At 36.9% G+C, this 18,842-nt stretch carries 10 protein-coding genes; 1 reads left to right on the top strand and 9 read right to left on the bottom strand.

The window, feature by feature from the left end; genetic code table 11:
- Positions 1 to 134: 134 nt before the first annotated feature.
- From A8143_RS08865 to A8143_RS08830, 8 genes are all read right to left on the bottom strand, one after another.
- The gene (locus A8143_RS08865) at positions 135 to 4,862 is read right to left on the bottom strand and encodes a PKD domain-containing protein (protein ID WP_066758542.1); all 4,728 of its coding nucleotides are present in this window, start codon (positions 4,860 to 4,862) and stop codon (positions 135 to 137) included.
- A 95-nt stretch (positions 4,863 to 4,957) separates the two neighbouring features.
- Positions 4,958 to 5,314: a hypothetical protein gene (locus tag A8143_RS08860; RefSeq protein ID WP_066758539.1), complete on the bottom strand. Its 357-nt coding sequence runs from the start codon at positions 5,312 to 5,314 to the stop codon at positions 4,958 to 4,960.
- 249 nt (positions 5,315 to 5,563) lie between these two features.
- Positions 5,564 to 6,136: a DUF7935 family protein gene (locus A8143_RS08855; protein ID WP_066758537.1), complete on the bottom strand. Its 573-nt coding sequence runs from the start codon at positions 6,134 to 6,136 to the stop codon at positions 5,564 to 5,566.
- Between the two features lie 71 nt (positions 6,137 to 6,207).
- The gene (locus A8143_RS08850) at positions 6,208 to 8,406 is read right to left on the bottom strand and encodes a WD40/YVTN/BNR-like repeat-containing protein (protein ID WP_066758535.1); all 2,199 of its coding nucleotides are present in this window, start codon (positions 8,404 to 8,406) and stop codon (positions 6,208 to 6,210) included.
- Positions 8,407 to 8,438: 32 nt separating this feature from the next.
- Entirely contained in the window at positions 8,439 to 12,005 is a 3,567-nt protein-coding gene (locus tag A8143_RS08845; RefSeq protein ID WP_083261297.1) for a lectin-like domain-containing protein, read from the bottom strand.
- An 81-nt stretch (positions 12,006 to 12,086) separates the two neighbouring features.
- Entirely contained in the window at positions 12,087 to 13,781 is a 1,695-nt protein-coding gene (gene menD, locus A8143_RS08840; RefSeq protein ID WP_066758533.1) for a 2-succinyl-5-enolpyruvyl-6-hydroxy-3-cyclohexene-1-carboxylic-acid synthase, read from the bottom strand.
- Positions 13,782 to 13,825: 44 nt separating this feature from the next.
- Positions 13,826 to 14,515 (bottom strand): response regulator transcription factor, encoded by a 690-nt coding sequence (locus tag A8143_RS08835; protein WP_066758532.1) that lies wholly within the window; start codon positions 14,513 to 14,515, stop codon positions 13,826 to 13,828.
- Positions 14,508 to 16,088 (bottom strand): sensor histidine kinase, encoded by a 1,581-nt coding sequence (locus A8143_RS08830; protein WP_066758531.1) that lies wholly within the window; start codon positions 16,086 to 16,088, stop codon positions 14,508 to 14,510. Before A8143_RS08830 ends, A8143_RS08835 begins: the two co-directional genes overlap by 8 nt.
- Positions 16,089 to 16,223: 135 nt before the next feature.
- Between A8143_RS08830 and A8143_RS08825 the strand changes: the two genes are divergently transcribed.
- The gene (locus tag A8143_RS08825) at positions 16,224 to 17,549 is read left to right on the top strand and encodes a lysophospholipid acyltransferase family protein (RefSeq protein ID WP_066758529.1); all 1,326 of its coding nucleotides are present in this window, start codon (positions 16,224 to 16,226) and stop codon (positions 17,547 to 17,549) included.
- Positions 17,550 to 17,551: 2 nt separating this feature from the next.
- Here A8143_RS08825 and A8143_RS08820 read toward each other — a convergent pair whose 3' ends face one another.
- Positions 17,552 to 18,817 carry an exo-beta-N-acetylmuramidase NamZ family protein gene (locus tag A8143_RS08820; protein ID WP_066758528.1) on the bottom strand — a complete coding sequence of 422 codons (1,266 nt, stop codon included), beginning with the start codon at positions 18,815 to 18,817 and terminating at the stop codon, positions 17,552 to 17,554.
- Between the last annotated feature and the right edge of the window lie 25 nt (positions 18,818 to 18,842).

Below are 18,842 nucleotides of genomic sequence, written 5' to 3'. Positions count from 1 at the left end.
CAAATTCAAGTTTCTACAAATTAATTTTTCACCAAAAAAACAAACCACTAACTGTTAATCGCTTATTTCAACATATAAAAAACCCCACTTCATTTCTGAAGCAGGGTTCTTATTTGGTATAGAAAAATATAAATTTATTTGAGGAGCGTTACATGGCCTTCCACGTAATGTCTTTTATCACTCATTGTTTCTCCAAATTCCATTTTATAGATATACACGCCATCATCTACATAATCACCTCCACCGTATGTTCCAGACCAGCCATAGTTAGTATCAAAAGATTCAAAAACTAATTCTCCCCATCGATTAAATATCATAATATGATAATCAAATACATCTACACCTGCTGCAAAAACTGGAGTAAAAGTTTGGTTATACATATCTCCGTCTGGCGTAAAGGTATTTGGAACATAATAGATTAACTGATCAATAATTTTAACGAGCTGCGTATTCTCATCTTTACAACCTTGAGCGTTAATTGCAGTTAACTTTACTGCATAATTTGTATTTCCGTGAGCTGGAAACTCGTGTTCAGTATGTTCATCAGCGACTTCGGCAGAACCATCACCAAAATTCCAAATATAAGTTTCTGCCCCGATAGAAGTATTTTCAAACTCTACCCAGGTATCATTAATTGTTACTTCATCTGGAGAGTGAATAAAGCTAGCAATTGGAGATTCTGCCACATCAATATAACCATCGAATGTTTCAGAAGCAGTACACCCTTCTTCTGAAGTAATCGACAATGTAATATCATAAGTCCCTGAATATTCGAATGTATGTTCAGGAGTTCCTCCAGTATATGTTGATCCATCTCCAAATGTCCAAACATAATCGTCTCCATCAATTAGCGGGAAAAAGTTAACTGTTAAAGGCGCGCATCCCATAACCTCATCAACAGTAAAGGCGATATCTGGAAGTAAATTTACAATAATCGACATGGTATCGGAATTAGAACAACCTTCAGCAGTCGTACCTATTACAATATAATCACTCGAATGATGTGGTCCAAAAGGTTCAGCATTGATAACACCGCCCATCCACTCATAAGTTCCACCAGCACCAGCACCAGAACCTACTAACGTTACATAATCTCCTTGGCAAATCTCTCGATCAGGACCAGCACTAATAATTGGAAGAGGCATTACAGTTACCACAACATCATCAGTTCCAACACAGCCATATTCATCAGTACCAGTTACGGTATAAGTGGCTGTGTAATCAGGAATGAAAGGCGCACCATCCTCTATGCCATCCGACCATATATATTCTGCATCAACACCTGCGCCTGCTCCATTTAAGAAGACAACGTCTCCGATACATACGGATTGATCTGGACCAGCAACAACCGGAGGAGCAGCATTAACGACAACTGCCACTTCATCTGTATTTTCACATCCATTTATATCTGTTCCAGTAACAATGTATGTTGCAGTAACAGCCGGAATAAATGGTGTTCCATCAACAACGTCATCAGTCCAAGTATAAACAGCCCCTACACCAGCACCAGTTCCGATTAAAACCACCTCTTCACCTTCACAAATGAGGGTATCATCTCCTGCTTCAACCAAAGGTAAATCATGAACTGTGATCAAAATTTCATCAGTATTTGTACAACCAAATGCATCTGTACCGGTTAAAGTTAAAGTAAATGTTTCTGTAGGCGTAATTGCTTCTCCATCCTCAAAGTCATCCGACCAACTATATACTGCACCTGCACCACCACCAGCTCCAACTAGCACATAAGAGTCACCAATACATAATTCAGCATCAGGTCCGGCATCAATTGCAGGTAGTTCTAACAGTTCTACTTCAACATCATCGGTACCTGAACAACCATTAATATCAGTCCCAGTTACTATATAGGTATCTGTAAGTTCTGGTGCGAAAGGAACACCGTCCACAACATCACCAGTCCAAGCATACGTTCCACCTGCACCTGCACCTTCACCTGCTACAACAGCATCTTCCCCATCACATACCGCAAAATCAATCCCAGCAAAAATTTCAGGTAACTCGTTAATATCCACCATCACTTCATCCGTATTCATACAACCATTAACATCAATACCTGTACAAGTATAAGTCGCAGGCTCAGTGGGAATAAATGCTAAACCATCCGTAACACCACCATCCCATAAATAAACTGCTCCTGCTCCTGCACCCGCTCCTTCTAAAGTAACAGGATCACCATCACAAACCGCGAAATCTTCCTCTACTTCTACTTCAGGTAATGGGTTTACAGTTACTGTCACATCATCATCTGCTGTACATCCTTCTTCATTCATACCTACAACGCTATAGGTAGCTGTTTCTAGAGGAATGAAAGGCACACCATTTTCAACTCCACCGGTCCAAGTATATTCAGCACCCGCACCCGCACCATAAGCTTCAAGTGTTACAAATTCACCTTCACACGTTTCTAAATCGTCACCAGCTATAACCAAAGGATTCTCATTCACAACAACGGTGACATCTGCCGTATTTTCACAGCCATACATATCCGTACCAACAACCGTATATGTTTCAGTTTCATCAGGCGAAAATGCGATTCCATCAACTACACCACCGGTCCAAACATAAGTTCCTCCTGCTCCTGCACCTGTTCCAGCCAAAGTTACTTCTTCTCCTTGACAAATCGCTAAGTCATCACCAGCAACTATAGTTGGTAAATCATGTACGGTTACCGTTACAGCATCAAAATCAGTACAACCATTTATATCCGTTCCAATCACGGTATACGTATTTGTAGCATCTGGAGAAAAAGCTTCACCATTTACAACACCTAAATCCCATTCATAAGAACCTCCAACACCTGCGCCTGTTGCTTCAAGAATTACATCCTCACCTATACAAAGCTCCACATCAGCACCAGCTAAAATATTAGGACTAGGTAAAAGTTCGACTGTAAAATCTGCAACGTCAGGAACACATGGATCTACACCACTAACGGTATAAGTAAATGTATACGTTCCTGAAGCTAGACCCGATCCATCGAATATTCCTGTCACAGGATCGAACTGGCCACTTGCAGAAGTTTCTAGCCAAACTCCAACGTCACTGTTTCCATCTAATAAAATGTTTAAATCCATTTCTGTGCCTTCTGAGTTACACATTATTGTATCTGCATCAAGACCCGCAAGTGGTGCAGGATTTATAGTTATCGTTATGCGAGCAGAATCATCCGTACAAGGTGCTAATCCGAGCGCTATATATTCAAATTCATAGATTCCTTCATCGACACCCGAAGCATCCAAAATTCCTGTACCAGGTGTAAACCCACCAGAAAGAACATCTGAAACTTCAGCCCAAATCCCTCCAGCTTCAGCTCCAACCAATAAATCATTTAAATCCATTGTAGATCCAGCGTTGTTGCACATCGCTGCGGTATTATCTTCTCCCGCATCCGCTCCACCTGAAAAGTCGATAATAACTTGCTCTACGTCAAAACAACCCGTTATTGGATTAAACATCATCATATAAACTTCGTCACCAGACGACATTATGTCACTATCCCATAACCCCTCGGTTTGTCCGACGCTATCGGGAACAACTGAATAATAAACAATTTCAAATGGGCTACCTTCGAGGTTTTCAATTTCCAAAGTGGTTAAATCAAAATCGCCGCATAAAGGGCCAGGGTCAGTATAATTTATAATAGGTAAATCAGAAACTTCAACTATTATCGTTTTTTCAATTGTAGATGCCAGACATCCCACAGCAGGTGTACCCACAACAGTATATGTGGTGGTGGTTGCAGGTGAAGCATCAGTTACCGGTCCTATTGTGGTACTTAAACCAATTGGCGGTGACCATTCCCAATCATAATCTCCTACGGTAGGACCTTCAATTGATAACTCAACAGTTTGCCCTGGACAAACAAGGGCGGTATCCACAATAGGTGCACACTCATCAATAATACCTCCACCACCTTCGTAACTAAAGTAAAATAAACTAGCAATTGCTGCATCAACTTGACTTTCATCCAATACAACTGTATACATGAACGACTCAGGCTCACCTGGAGTTAAAGTTTCAACGCGATAACCTAAAGCGATTGCACGATCCGCAGTTGCTGAAGAACCTTCAACACCTGATAGACCTCCTACACCATTCCAGATATTTGAAGCATCTCTATTCGCAAAACCACCTCTGGCTACTCGGAAATTTTCCCCAATAGCACCAAACCCCATATAAGAGTCCCAAGGTGTATTTTGCTCAGCAGTTACAAGTGCTACCTCACAATCAGCTCCAGGCTGTGAAACTATTGTATTGGTTGTAGCATAACCACCTCCAATTGTTACGTTATTATCTGGGTCCACATTTCTGTAATAATATACATCGGTCATTGGTAAAGCTCCTGTATTGGTTAGAATAACTTCAGTCGTATAATACAGTTCTGTTGAAATAAGACGATAAATCACTGTTACATGAACGTTTGCCACTTCGCCTTCCCACATTACGGTAATACATTCACCAACTTCTTCATACGATGTTATTGACCCAGGTATTTGTTCAAGGTTACCCGATGCATTATTTGAATAATTTACTCCTCCTACTTCTATTCCGAAACCATTTTCCGGAGTACCAGGAGTAAAAAAGTCACCATCGTAGTTTCCCCAACCGTCTAATTGTGGGTTAGCAACAAAGCCAAAGTAAACAGGAGAACCTGCAGCAAGATTGGAACGGTTATTTGATCCGATAAGACGAGGAGCCCCTTCATGACCAGCATCATTGATTCCAATTTCTACATTATCGCCAATCAAGTACGCGCTGGCACCTATTATTTGTGAATAAGAACTTTCCGTTCCTATCCAGCCGACGACCAGTAATACTAGAACATTTAAATAGAAGTTTTTCATAACGTTGATTTTTAGCAGTACTTTTCCTATTTGCAAAGCTTAAGCCGCTCTACATCAGTAAAGTAGGTTTTATGTAATTGTAAGTTATTTAGGTTTTATAATCCACACAGACTTATTATATAATCATTCCACCAAACCACATCTTTAGGTTCAGAAGTTCGATCTAGATGCACATTTAAATAAGCTTTTTCAGCTGAGAAGTCGACTGTATAGGTCAGAAGATTATTGGATATATAGCCAAACTTGTCATTTGCTTCTTTTTCAGAATGCAAATGCAAGTGGCTAATATCAATTTCATAGGTTTCGGAAATTGGAGATCCTGTGTCATCGATTGACACACATAATTCATCTGTTACAGTAGCAGTTGGTATCTCATCTCCAGGTTGAGCAAAAAGCCCAAAAGGAGAGAAGACCAATCCTAATAATAGTGTGTTAATTTTTCGGTATTTCATCGGTGTTAAAATGGTTTTGTTAAATCAATGTACGAAGAAACAAACCGAGGAAGCAAAAAAAAAATCGTGAATTCGACGAATCATTTAATAGCTAAGATTAACTCCTCTTTTTTTTAAACGACGAAATGTTGAAAATTTGAAAATAGATTAACTCGGTGTTAACCAAAGTTAAGGAATCGTCTCCAACTCCTTATAAACACTGAAATCCTAGGTAAAACCACTTAGATTTTAGTTTATTTACGCGATGAATTAGCCTTTGAATTTTTGGTTTAATTCATCTTTTAGAAAGGCTATAGCTTGATCAGTTGGTTGAGATTTTAATTGGGCTGTAATTTCAAAAATACCTTTAGACAAGTCATTCGCCAAAGCCGTACCTTCTAATTTAGTAGCGGCCATATTTATGATTTTTAACACCTCTTCTTTACTCGCTTGAACTTTGCTCCATGCATCACTTGAAATAAAAATTTGCTGAGCAAGGTTATGTTCATACTCTTGCCGAATATTTTCCAATAATTTTTGCTGAAACGCTCTTGCTGGCAAACCTGGGTTATTTAAACGCATAACCATATTATTCGGAGAAATTCGCTCAAGAAATAAAACCATCCGCTGATAGGCATCGACTTGCATAGGAAGAAACTGTTTGTTTAAGTCATTATTTGGAGTTGAATTTGTTCCCTGACCTTTCTTGTCGATGAAATTGAGTTTCATTTTTTCACGTTGTACTTCAACCCATTTATTGGTAATGTAGTATACTGCTCCAAAAAAGATAATTGCAGGAATAATATATATAGCTATTTGAAATAACATTTCTGATTTAGACATAATCTCTATTTAAATAATTGCACGTATTGAATAAATACAAATATGCTAATAAGTAACATGAAAAAAAACCTTTAGAAAAAATATTGCCAAACACCTCGGCCATATAATCCAACAGTGATGACTTTTTTATCATCGTCAACCGTAATGCCATATACTTTGCAGTTGGGTAAACCTGTTCCTATTCTCTCCCACTTTCTTCTACCTTTCATAACTTTTGAGCTTCCAAAATACACCCCAGACCTTGTTGCAATGATCACCCCTCCTCCAAACAGCTTTGTACTAACTAAATTAAACCGACCGATTGCGTCACTAGGAAGTTGTTGTGAAATATCTTTTTTACGGGCTGCTTTATATGATTGCTTATTTTTATATTTTAAAGCGTAAACCATTTGAGTTTTCAAGTCAGAATTAAACCCTTCAATTCCGTCACTATACGAAACAAAAATCCAATTCTCCTTTGCTGGATGAGCTGCGACATCGGCAATCCAAGAATTTTTAGGCAATTGTATTTCATACCAAGATCTTATTGCAACTAAAGAAGAGGCTAAATTATTATTGTTTCTGAAGAGTCTATGTTTAATAATTTGATCACCTTTTTCATTTTTAGTGTACTGCAGGACATAAGCAAAAATCGTATTTGGTAAAAACGGGGAACTAAAGAGCCCAAAAACACGATATTTTTCCATTTGGTGAGAAGCATTAAAGTCGGAAATCACTTCTAAATTTTGTTCTCCTGAATCGTTAAAAACCAAGCGACAAACATTTGTATTCCCTTTATTTATTCCCAACTTATCTTCGTAGTTAAAATAAATAATATTTGACCTTGTAGGGTGCATTACTGTAGTCATTTCCCATCCAGGGGTTTTAATTTGGTGTTTATTGTGCAAATTTATAGGAGCGTTTTCAGTTGAATCAGCATGAACATATAAACCACCACCTCGATATTGATTGGAAGTGAAAACTCTCTTTGAATCACTATCAATAAGAGGAATCAGGCCATCTCCTCCATTAACCGTTCGCCAAGTATACTTCCCATTTCCGTTAAAATCATTCCTCACAAGCGAACCATCATGAAATAGTCCAACTGCTACTTGATTTATGTCTTTAGAATTCACGGCTAACCCCATCACTTCGCTTATCCCCAAATTACGACTTTTAAATTCCCACGACTCTCCATTATTATATGAAATATAGACGCCTCCATGTGTAGCTATATAAACCCTGTTTTCATCAAAAGGATCAAAAGTTACGTCCTCTATATCTGGATGATAATCACTATTAATTTTAGAAGTTTTTCCAGACCAATTTTCAAACTTTTTAATTCGAGTAGAATGACCTATATACACCTCATTAGTTCGATGTGGATTTACAGAAAAAGTATGACCGAACCCAAAATTTACATTTAAGTTTGAAACGAGTTTCTTTATTTCGTGTGACTCCATATTATATGCACTTAATACGTCAGACTTTCCGGGATAAACTTCTAAGATTAAAAGGTTTTCTTGCTGAATGGCCAAAGTGACATAATCAATTTTACGTGTGTTTTCGATTACATTTCCAATAATCGCATATTTATTATGTTGGTCACTAGAAAATTGCAACAACGACCATTCATTATTTTTAAATTGCGTAAGGTAGGCATGATCGTTATAAAATACCATGTCATAGATACTTCCCTCGATAAACTTTTCAATTTTGAAATTCTCGGCTAAACAATTTGAACTAAAATAAAGACCATTGGAAGTTAGAATATAGAGCATATTAGGATTAGAAGGATCAAACCTGGTCGCATATATTTTAACCCATGGATTATTGTCAAACTCCACATAACTTGCAACACACTCCCAGTCAAGGCCTTTATTTTTGGTCCTCATTAAACCACCTCGCTCATCAATTATACTTGGTCCTCCATTTTCACTATTTGGTACACTAACAGCAAACCAAATGTCGTCATTATCTGGATAAAAATCTGCCCAAGAACAGCCTGCATAAGGCCATCGATCTGAACCTGCATTAATCCAGGAATTAAAATCATCATCAGAATAAAACAGTCCACCGTTTAAAGACCCTGCAAAGCCCGCACCTTTTTTATTTTTATTAAGTTGTATAAATTCCACAGGACCGATTCCTGATGCCGACAAATTACGCGGATTTTCGGGCTCATCCATTGGTCCTATGGGTTGCCAACCGTATGAAAAAGATTCGTTTTGGCTAAATAGAGCAGCTACACTCAACAAGAAACACCCTAAAATTAATTTCCCTTTTTTCATAGAACTAAAATAAGAGAAAAGATACTGAAATACTATTTTAATATTGTGATGTGTCCGGAATCAATATGCTTTTTATCTGATGCATTTTCGCGAAACGTTAATTTCCAAAGATACACACCATCATCAACAATTTCTCCACCATAAGTTCCGTCCCAAGCTGCACTCATATCATATGATTCCCACATTATTTCTCCCCAGCGATTGAAAATAACAAAATGAAAGTCTTTGGGGTAGAAACCTGGTAAAAAAACCGGCTTAAAACTTTGATTAAAGAGGTCTGCATTTGGAGTAAAAGCATTGGGTATGAAATAAAGCAAAACATCATCTATTTTTATCTTTTTCCGTTTGACATCTGTGCACCCTTTGTCGGTTTCGGCAACCAACGTGATTTCATAAGTCGAATTTCCAAGTTCAGGATAAGTATTTGTAGGATTAACATCAGTCGAAGATTGGCCATCTCCAAAATACCACTGATAAATTGAGGCAAATTCTGACTCATTTTGGAAACTCACTGACCTATCAATTAAATCAGGACTTTCAGAGAGGTAACTAAAATCAGCGACAGGCATTTTCCAAACACAAATTTCTTCCATAAAGGTTTCTTCTAATTCGCATCCGTCCACTGTTTCAATATAGACATTTACATCGTAACAATCGGCATCATAATAGGTGTTCGTTACAACTGGTCCAGCGGCCATATTCCCATCTCCAAAATCCCAGAGAATATTGGAAACTGCACTGGGTGGAATTGTACTGTAAAAATCTACGGTTAAATCTTCGCAACCTTCATTATCACTAACCGTAAATGATATGTTTGGAATAGGAAAAGTAGTAATTAAAACATTCGCACTTGCACTGTCTTCACATCCCGAACTAACTGTAATCGTGTACAAAGTTGTTTCCGTAGGGTAAACGGTTTGAATAGGTCCATCCAATGACTCATCAGTTAAATTATTCGTCCATGTGTACGTATAACCTTCAGGTCCTTCACCAGATGCATCGCTGGACAACACCACCTCATCACCTGGACAAATTGTTGTTGCGGAAGAGGAAAAGACACTTAAAGGAGTGTATTGATTAACTTGTTGGGAAACTATTTCAGAAGTACAACCGTTGACATCTTCAATTTGTAATTCATGAATACCTATTGTTGCAGTCGACAGACATTCCGAATCAGCTGTACCATCCCAAATGAATGAATACGGGCCTGTACCTCCAGAAAATTCGGGACACAACGTAGCGGAACCTCCTAAACAAATCGTGGTATCTTCTCCTAAAGCAACAATAATTGGGTCCGCTTCATTTATTTCAACACTTGTTTCTGCTGTACAACCATTCTCATCTCTCACAACGACTTCTTTTGTTCCTCCCCCTAACCCAGTAAATGAAGGGGAAATTTGAAAGGGCAACCCATCAATACTATACTCATAAGCACCTGTTCCCCCAGTTGCACTAACTGTAATTTCTCCGTCCATCGTGCCATTACAAGTCACATCGACAACTACTACGTCGGTGATAGTTAACTCATCAGGTTCTGCAACCTCAACAACTTCAAGTAAAGTACAACCATTATCATCAAATATTTCAATATCATATGTGCCTGGACCTAAATCATTAAAACTACCAACCGGAATTGGTATTGATCCATCTATTGCATAAGAATAAGCAGGCGTTCCACCAGCTCCAATTATTTCAATAGAACCATCCATTAATCCGAAACATGATATCGGAGAAGCCGTTAAGGTAGCAACCAATAGTTCATCCGGTTCGTTGAGTACTACATTGATAAAAGCTGTACACCCAACAGCGTCTCGAATTACGATATCAAAAGTACCCGCAGATAAGCCAACGGCATTGTTAGAAAAACCATACGACCCTCCACCATCAAAACTAAATTCATACGGTGCCGTTCCACCCGAAACAAACACCTCGATCTCACCATTAGTTTCTCCCTGACAGCTCGGTTCAGTTAAAACGGTATCATCTATAATTATTGAAGATAATGAGCCAACAATTACTGTTTCACTGACAGAACACCCCGCGTCATCCTCAACTACAACCTCATATTCTCCAGGTAAGAGATTTTCGAAGTAATTAGACTCTTGAAAACTTGCACCATCATCGATACTAAATAATAATGGAGCCACACCAGCGGAGGCGTTAATTAAAATTGTTCCATCGGGGAAAGGACCACATGTCACATCCGTGGTAATCACATCATCTATATTTAGAGGTGAATCTAAACCAACTATAACCGTGGAATTGGTTGTACACCCGTTTGCATCTCGAATGACCACCTCATAAGCGCCATTTGACAAATCCATAAAATCGCCCGATCCAAAAAAACTTACTCCATCATCAATACTAAATTCATAAGGTGGAACACCTCCTGTACCAGTTAATGAGATTGTACCGTTAGGAGCGCCACAACCTGCGTTCGTGGTTAAGATAGCGTCAAATAATAATGCTGGGGGAGCGTCAATTTCGGCAATTGCTGAACCGGGACAACCCAGATTATCAATGACCGTTACTTCATAGGTCCCATTTGGTAGATTTTCGGCCGTCTCAGTGGTTTGCATTTCCGGGTCGTCCCACTGATAAGTATACGGTCCAGTGCCAGTCAATGGTATCGCCGTTGCCTCACCTGTAGAATCATCAAAGCAAAGTAAATCCACTTCTATTATATCAATATCTAACTCCTCAGTAATTGTAATTTCCTCCTCAAAAGTATCTGTACAACCGGATATATCAGTTATGGTAAGTGAAACGGTATAGGTTCCTACAGTTGAAAAAACATGCATTGGGTTTTGATCTATTGATGTTGAACCATCCCCAAAATCCCAGTTCCAATCCGTTATTTCAGTCGAATTATAATTTAAATCACTCGTGGATTCATCAGTAAAAATTAGCTCCTGTCCCACGCAAGCACTTATGGGATCAACAGAAAAAAGCGCCTCTCTTCTTAGGCATACCGATTGTTCATTAAAGACACCTCCTGTTCCACCAGACCATCCAAAATAAACATTCGGATTTCCTCCAAAAAACGAGGTAACTATATCACCAGTATACGTCAGGTAAGAAGTTCCATCCAGAAAAACTTCGAGTTCAAATAAAACAGGATCCCAAGTTATTCTAAAGTCATGATATAGACCATCTTCAATATTCGGAATTCCTATGGGCGCGACCTCCAAATGATTGACATCACCACCAGCGTTCATTGCCAAATGATCGTCATCAATGTCGGTTAAAACTGTTGGAGAACTATTCCAGGTATCCACTTCAATTCCGATAGACGGAGTAATTCCCTCATAACCTAGTCCATTGCCCAAGGAACCTGTGGATGTACCACTTTGTCTTAAAGCAAATGACATACCATCAGCACCCCAAACATCATTTGAACCCGCATTAATTTCGAACAAAAAATCAAATTCATTGGTTAAATCAATAGTGGAAGGACTCCAAATTGATCCTGCTTGATTCGCAGCATCAGTTAAGGTATAACAATCACAACTTCCCGTAGCCGACCCACTCAATACCATTTGGGAATTAAGTGTACAGGACAAGCTACTTACTATAATAATAAGAATTAGGTTTCGCATGGTAAACTAAGAACGTTATATTTTTTTTGAGGTTTGTTCTTAATCGACAAAGATATAAATAGATTCGATAAAAGGAGTATTCTACTGGTTATCCTTTATATAACTAAAATAAGACTTCAATATTTTCGCATTTGATAAACCTTTTGTTTTAATTTCAAAAACAACCGGTCGTTTATTTTCAAACTCACTGTAAAATAGTTCAAACAAATTCATCATCTCATTTTCACTACTCGCCGTAATATAATTTAAGTTAAATGCCTTTGACAGAAGTTCGGCGTTGGCTTCAAAAGGAGCAATAAAAGATTTAGATTGGTCCGATTTTGCAGGTCCGTCGATAATTTCAAAGATTCCTCCTCCTCCATTATTAATCAAAATAATTCTCAGGTTAGGACTTAAATAAGCGTTCCACCAAGCGTTGGAATCATAGAAAAACGATATATCACCAGAAATAACAACGTTCAATTGTTCCAGGGTATTTCTAGCAAATCCGGCAGCAGTACTTGAAGAACCATCAATTCCACTCACTCCTCGATTTGAATAGTACTTTACACTTTGAATTGGATTAAACAACTGGCAATATCGAACAACTGAACTATTTCCCATGTGTAAATTGGCAAATTCCGGTAATGTATCAATAATTAACTCAAATGCTTTAAAATCTGAAAATGGAACAGAATTTAAAAACTCTATATGTCGCTGCTCTGCCAAAAAATCGGCCTGTTTCCAAAGGTTTCCAAATGTTGAAGTCGGAACTATATTATTATTCTTAAAAATTTTAAAGAAAGATTTAGGATTCACCTTAAAGGATTTAGTTTTACTCGCATAAGTATCCTCATCTATCATAAAGTTTCCAACTCGCCAATTTTGCTGCGGTTTACATTTTCTTAAAAATGCTTTAATTCGTTTGGAAATGATTGCTCCACCAAGCGTAATCAACAAATCAGGTTGATATTTTTGGATTTCATCTTCATTTATAATTGAAAGCGTTCTATCAATGCAATGACAAACATTTTCAAAATCTTGAATATTCGAAGTGTTTTCAACTAAAAAAGCCACGGAAGGATCAGTCAATAACGGTTTCAAGGTTGATATATCAATTTCCGAGGGATTTAGTTGTCCAATAAGCACCAATTTTTTTTCTAATTTTTGATAGTTCTCCCGGATAAAAGCAACTTCTTCATCGTTTAATTCAAGATTGTTATTAAGTACTAATTCATTTACAGGATTAGGAATAAAATCTTGCGTATTATAAAGCGGTTCGTTTAATGGGATATTGATATGTACGGGACCAGTTGGCTGGTTAACTAACAGATTGAGCGCTTGATTAACAATTTTATCGCTGATTAAGACTTCTTCTGAATTAGGTTGATTTGGCAACTCAAAATCAGCCTTAATAAAATTAGCGAACATTTTTTTCTGGCGAATTGTTTGGCCATCCCCTTGATCAATCCATTGACTAGGACGGTCAGCTGTTAAAACCAACAACGGGATTTGTCGATAATAAGCCTCAACAATACCCGGTCCATAATTTACAGGAGCAGATCCAGAAGTACATGCTAAAGCAACAGGTTTTCCACTTGCTTCTGCTAATCCCAAAGCAAAAAAAGACGCGCTTCGTTCATCATGGACAACAAAAGTTTCTATTTCAGGATGACTATCGAAAGCAATTACTAAGGGTGCGTTACGCGAACCAGGAGATAATACAATTTGCCGAATACCTGCTTGTGAACACAATTCTGCAAGGTGCGCTATATGACTAATTTTTGTCGTTTTCATACCAAATGCAAAATTAGTCTAAACCAGATAAAAACAGAGAGAATTTAGCTTTTAATTAAGAGTCTAAAACCTTTTCCATGTACATTCATGATTTCCACGAGGTTTGATTTGGCGATATATTTTCTAAGCTTCGTAATGTAAACATCCATACTACGTCCATTAAAATAATTATCGTCTCCCCAAACTTGGCGTAAAGCCTCATTTCGATCTAAAATTCCTTCCCTATTTTTCACGAGTAAATAAAAAAGTTCATTCTCTTTCGTGGTTAATTTTTTCTCTTCACCAGAAAGATTTATTGTCTGCTGCAGGTAATCATAAGCAATATCTCCAAATTCAAAATTTGTTTCCTTTTTCCCTCCTTTATAGGTTCTTTTAAGGATTGCATTGACCCTTGCTAACAACTCTTCCATGGCAAAAGGCTTTGTCATATAATCATCCGCTCCAGCTTTAAATCCGGACATTTTGTCGTCTTGCATTGACTTAGCAGTGAGAAATAAAATTGGTATTTCAGTGTCCGCCTCCCGTATTTCCTTAGCCACTGTAAACCCATCTTTAACGGGCATCATTACATCTAGAATAACAAAGTCAAACATTTGTTCTTTAAATCGTGCAAGTGCGATTTCGCCATTGACACACAACGTCACGTCAAATGATTTTGCTTTCAAAAAATTGGCCAAAAGTGTACCCAAATTAGTATCGTCTTCAGCGAGTAATATTTTTACTTTATCATTCATTTTCTATAAAAATTTTAAATGTAGAACCTTTTCCTAATGTACTATCAACACTAATTTCGCCACCGTGTAGTCGCACTATAGAATCAACATAATTTAACCCTAAACCAAATCCCTTAACGTTATGCACATCTCCAGTTGGAACACGGTATAATTTTTCAAAAATTCTCTTTTGATCATCTTTCTTTATACCAATACCATTATCTGAAAAATACATTTCAAAACCATTTGTTTGTTTAATAAGACGAATTTTAACGACAGGAGGTCTATTACTATACTTTAGTGCATTATCCAAAAGGTTTGTTATAATATTCCCAAAATGAATGCGGTCAACAAGTGCTACAATTTCATCCAATTGATCTATTACAACTTTTCCTTCTTTTTGTTTGAATTTGATTTGAAATGTTTTTACGATATCCTTGAGTAAAAGATCGATTCTTACTTCCGACCTCTTCAAGTTTAAACTACCTTTATCTAGGAGAGAAGTTTGAAGAACATTCTCTACAAGTTTAGCGAGTCGCTTATTTTCTTGATCAATCATGCTCACATAACTACTCATAGTTTCTTCATCAGTATTAGCGATAATATCCGGATCAGAGATAGCTTCGCAAGCCAAAGAAATTGTTGAAATTGGTGTTTTTAGTTCATGCGTCATGTTACTGATAAAATCATTTTTAATCTCTGAAAGTTGCTTTTGCTGGTAAATAGTTGATACTGATAAATAAAATGCGAAAACAATTATTAGCACCAATAAAAAAGAAGCCACCAAAGTTCCAACCATTTCACTCCACAAATAAGAGCGTTCATTTGGAAATGAGACAATCAACTCATATTCACTCGGGTAAATTTCACTAGGGAATAAGGTAGTTGTATACAAACGACCGTTTATATCAGGCTTATAATGCGGACTTTTACTCATAAAATTTGTTGCAGTAACTCCGCCTTTTGTAATGTTAAAAAAGAAATTAGTATCCAAAGAACCTCTCTCTAAATTCCTTTGAAGCAAAGAATCTAGCACATATAAATTCAATGTCAATGAAATATCATCAAAATAATTACTCGTAAACATCTTCACCATAATTTCGTCTAAATATTGCGCTTTCCGCATAATTTGCCGATTAAACGAATTATTTAACTGAATGGCGTACGAATTCGAATCTTTCATCGATAATATATTTCCATCGATATTTGCGGGTTGTATATCTCCGAGCTCTTTTGTCAAAATTCGAGATTCTGCAAACAAACCTGTTGTTGTATCAATTACAGTTCCTTGTACAACTAAAAACTGTATTTTCTCACCATCTAGCGTTATAGTGGTATCTCTAATTTCAATAGATTCATCAACCCTAAGAACCTCGCTAAACTCACTATTTACAAACTCAGCGTACGAACCTTGTAAATCTTTTTTAAACAATTCTTTAGGAATCATTGATTCGAGTTCTATTTTCTCTAAATCACTTACTGATTTTTCGAGACATTCACGAACTTGTTCATCAAAACGCACTTCTGTTGCTTCATGAACATTTCTAATCCAAAAAAATTGTAAGAGCAGTAAACCAGAAACGGCTACCGACATTAATATGAGTAATATTTTAAACTGATTCCTTTGCAATCGCTGATGAGAACTGGTTAGGGTCAAATTTAACTGAAGTTAATAGATTGTATTTGTTGGTTAACTTTTTTTAACAGAAATTATTAATTTTGCCCGATTATGAGGCCACTCTATTTATTCCTACGAATTACCTTACCGTATCTCACGTCTATCTTTTACAGACGTACAAAAGCGATTAATGGGCAAAAGAAGTTTAATGCACAAACTATTTTTGTGAGTAATCATCCAAGCGCATTTATTGATCCATTAAATGCCGGAAATTTTGAAATGCCGATTCTATATTTTGTGACGAGAGGGGATATTTTTTACTGGTGGTTAAAACCGGTTACTTGGGCTTCTCACATGGTACCAATCTTCCGAAAAGCTATGGACGGTGCAGATTCGCACGAAAAAAACAAAGATTCGTTTGTATACCTTAGACAAACTTTACTTCGTAAGAAATCCCTTATTTTATTTGGGGAAGGTGTAACAGATGACATTTTTATTCGACGCCTAAAAACCATCAAAAAAGGTCCAGCCCGAATTGGGTTTGATACCATGGTTGAAACAAATTGGAAGGAAGATATTAAAATGCAAGCTTTGGGACTAAATTATACCCATCCTAAACATTTTAGATCAGATCTTTTAGTTGCAAATGGTGAACTTATTCATTTACGTGATTATAAAGAACTTTATGAAAATAACCCGAATGCGGCAATAACAAAACTAACCAGAGACATTCAAAAATCCCTCCAAGAACAAATAACTCATGTTGAGCGCATTGATTTAGCACCATTTGTAGAACACGTTTTGATTCTATCAAGAAAAGGCATGAATCATAAACACTATGATAAAAGTGAAAAATTAATTGACCGATATCGTTACTCGCAAAAAGTTGCAAATAAAGTAAATGACGAATATCAAGATGAGGATTCTTCTTGGAGCTCTCTAAAAGACCAACTAAAAAAATACTTCGAGAAATTGGATAAAAATAATATTAACGAAGATTGGGTAAACAATTACAGTCAAAGACAGAGCAAGTCCCAAATTTCAAAGTACCTTATTTTTATTGCTTTACTCCCAGTCACGTTGCTGGGGATTGTTCATCAACTAATTCCATATTTAATCATAAAACGTTTTGTTGAAAAAACATTTAGACGTCCCGTATTTTGGAGTGGCGTAAAATTACTTTTAGGCGCAACTCTTTCATTTTTATACAATTTTGCGTCAATTTTTCTTTTCTACAATTTAATCTATCCTAGCTACTGGTTGGCAGTTCTTTATTTCATTTTTGTCCCAGTGGTTACAGGTGTCATAGCATATAATCAAATTAAAGGATTAATTGATACCTTGAAATATGAAAAGGTGAATGAAAAATTGATGATTGAACTTGTTGATGACCGTGCGAAATGTATAGAGGCTTTAAAAGCAAAAAACTTGATTTAACCCTATTCAAAATCCTGGTACAGCAAATATTTTTTTCTCAAAATTTTGAATTCCTGCAGGCCTGTTGACCAAGTTTGACGTAACTCTTCAAAACTTTCACCTTGAAGCATACTTTTTCTTAAATGATTCGACCCATAAAGCAAATCAATAAAATTGTTTTTCAGGAAAAACGATTCCCCCGCGTTAAGGTTATCATAGAATGCATACAAATAAGACAGGTCTAATTGATCATTCTTTTGCAAATCACTTAACGCTAGATCGACAAAGCTTAAACCATGACATTCTCGCCCATTTAGCTTAGGGTTTTTAGCTCCAATATTTGGCTGAGGAACAAAGCTATAATCAGTTGAATCAGAAGCGTAATCAGGATGACCTATAATTTGAAATGGTGATTCAGTACCTCTCCCTATACTCACAATTGTTCCCTCAAAAAAACAAAGAGAAGGATAAAGATAAATCGAAGTCATATTCGGCAAATTAGGTGAAGGCGACTTTGGTAACTTATAATGCTTGGTATGATCATAACCGGTGCATTTAACGACTGACATTTTACAGCGAACATTATTCGAAAGCCAACCTTCCTCGTTAACCATTTGCCCATATTCACCTATTGTCATTCCGTGTATTACAGGAACTTTGTGCATTCCAACAAATGATTTATAGGCAGGGTCTAATATCGGACCATCGATATAATGCCCATTCGGATTTGGTCGATCGAGTACAATTAACTCTATTCCATTTTCTGCACAAGCCTCCATCACATAATGTAACGTTGAAATGTACGTATAGAATCTCACTCCTACATCTTGTAAATCAAACAATAATACTTCAATACCCGTTAATTGATCTTTATTTGGCTTTTTATTACTTCCATAAAGTGAAACTATTTGCAAACCTGTTTTATCGTCAATTTCATCCTTAACTTTTTCACCTGCATCCGCCTTTCCTCTGAAGCCATGCTCTGGCGAAAACACCCTTACTAAATCAAATCCAGTATTTTTTAATGAATCGACTAAATGCGTGTCGTTAATCATCGAAGATTGATTTGCTACAACTCCAATTTTTTTTCCCTTAATCTGTGGAAAATAATTTATGGTGTTTTCCGCTCCCACTTTTATACTTTCATTACAGAATAAAGGTGGTGTCTCATTTTTAACAATAACCGAATCGCTGTTGCTAACCAGTTCAGTTACCAATGCATCATTTTCACTAGCGCTACAACTCAATAAAGTTCCGATGAAAAAGAGAGAAATAATACGAGTCTTCATTTTAATCTTAAATTTGTGGTTGTAA

Origin of the sequence: Crocinitomix algicola (assembly GCF_001661595.2) — a bacterium.
Taxonomy (GTDB): Bacteria; Bacteroidota; Bacteroidia; order Flavobacteriales_D; family Crocinitomicaceae; genus Crocinitomix; species Crocinitomix algicola.
Note: the sequence above shows the minus strand (reverse complement) of the source record. Positions and strands in the feature narration are given on the sequence as shown.

Bases quoted from the DNA above. Each gene is read 5' to 3' on its own strand.
- A8143_RS08865 (WP_066758542.1), bottom strand. From the start codon at position 4,862: ATGAAAAACTTCTATTTAAATGTTCTAGTATTACTGGTCGTCGGCTGG.
- A8143_RS08860 (WP_066758539.1), bottom strand. From the start codon at position 5,314: ATGAAATACCGAAAAATTAACACACTATTATTAGGATTGGTCTTCTCT.
- A8143_RS08855 (WP_066758537.1), bottom strand. From the start codon at position 6,136: ATGTCTAAATCAGAAATGTTATTTCAAATAGCTATATATATTATTCCT.
- A8143_RS08850 (WP_066758535.1), bottom strand. From the start codon at position 8,406: ATGAAAAAAGGGAAATTAATTTTAGGGTGTTTCTTGTTGAGTGTAGCT.
- A8143_RS08845 (WP_083261297.1), bottom strand. From the start codon at position 12,005: ATGCGAAACCTAATTCTTATTATTATAGTAAGTAGCTTGTCCTGTACA.
- menD (WP_066758533.1), bottom strand. From the start codon at position 13,781: ATGAAAACGACAAAAATTAGTCATATAGCGCACCTTGCAGAATTGTGT.
- A8143_RS08835 (WP_066758532.1), bottom strand. From the start codon at position 14,515: ATGAATGATAAAGTAAAAATATTACTCGCTGAAGACGATACTAATTTG.
- A8143_RS08830 (WP_066758531.1), bottom strand. From the start codon at position 16,088: ATGTCGGTAGCCGTTTCTGGTTTACTGCTCTTACAATTTTTTTGGATT.
- A8143_RS08825 (WP_066758529.1), top strand. From the start codon at position 16,224: ATGAGGCCACTCTATTTATTCCTACGAATTACCTTACCGTATCTCACG.
- A8143_RS08820 (WP_066758528.1), bottom strand. From the start codon at position 18,817: ATGAAGACTCGTATTATTTCTCTCTTTTTCATCGGAACTTTATTGAGT.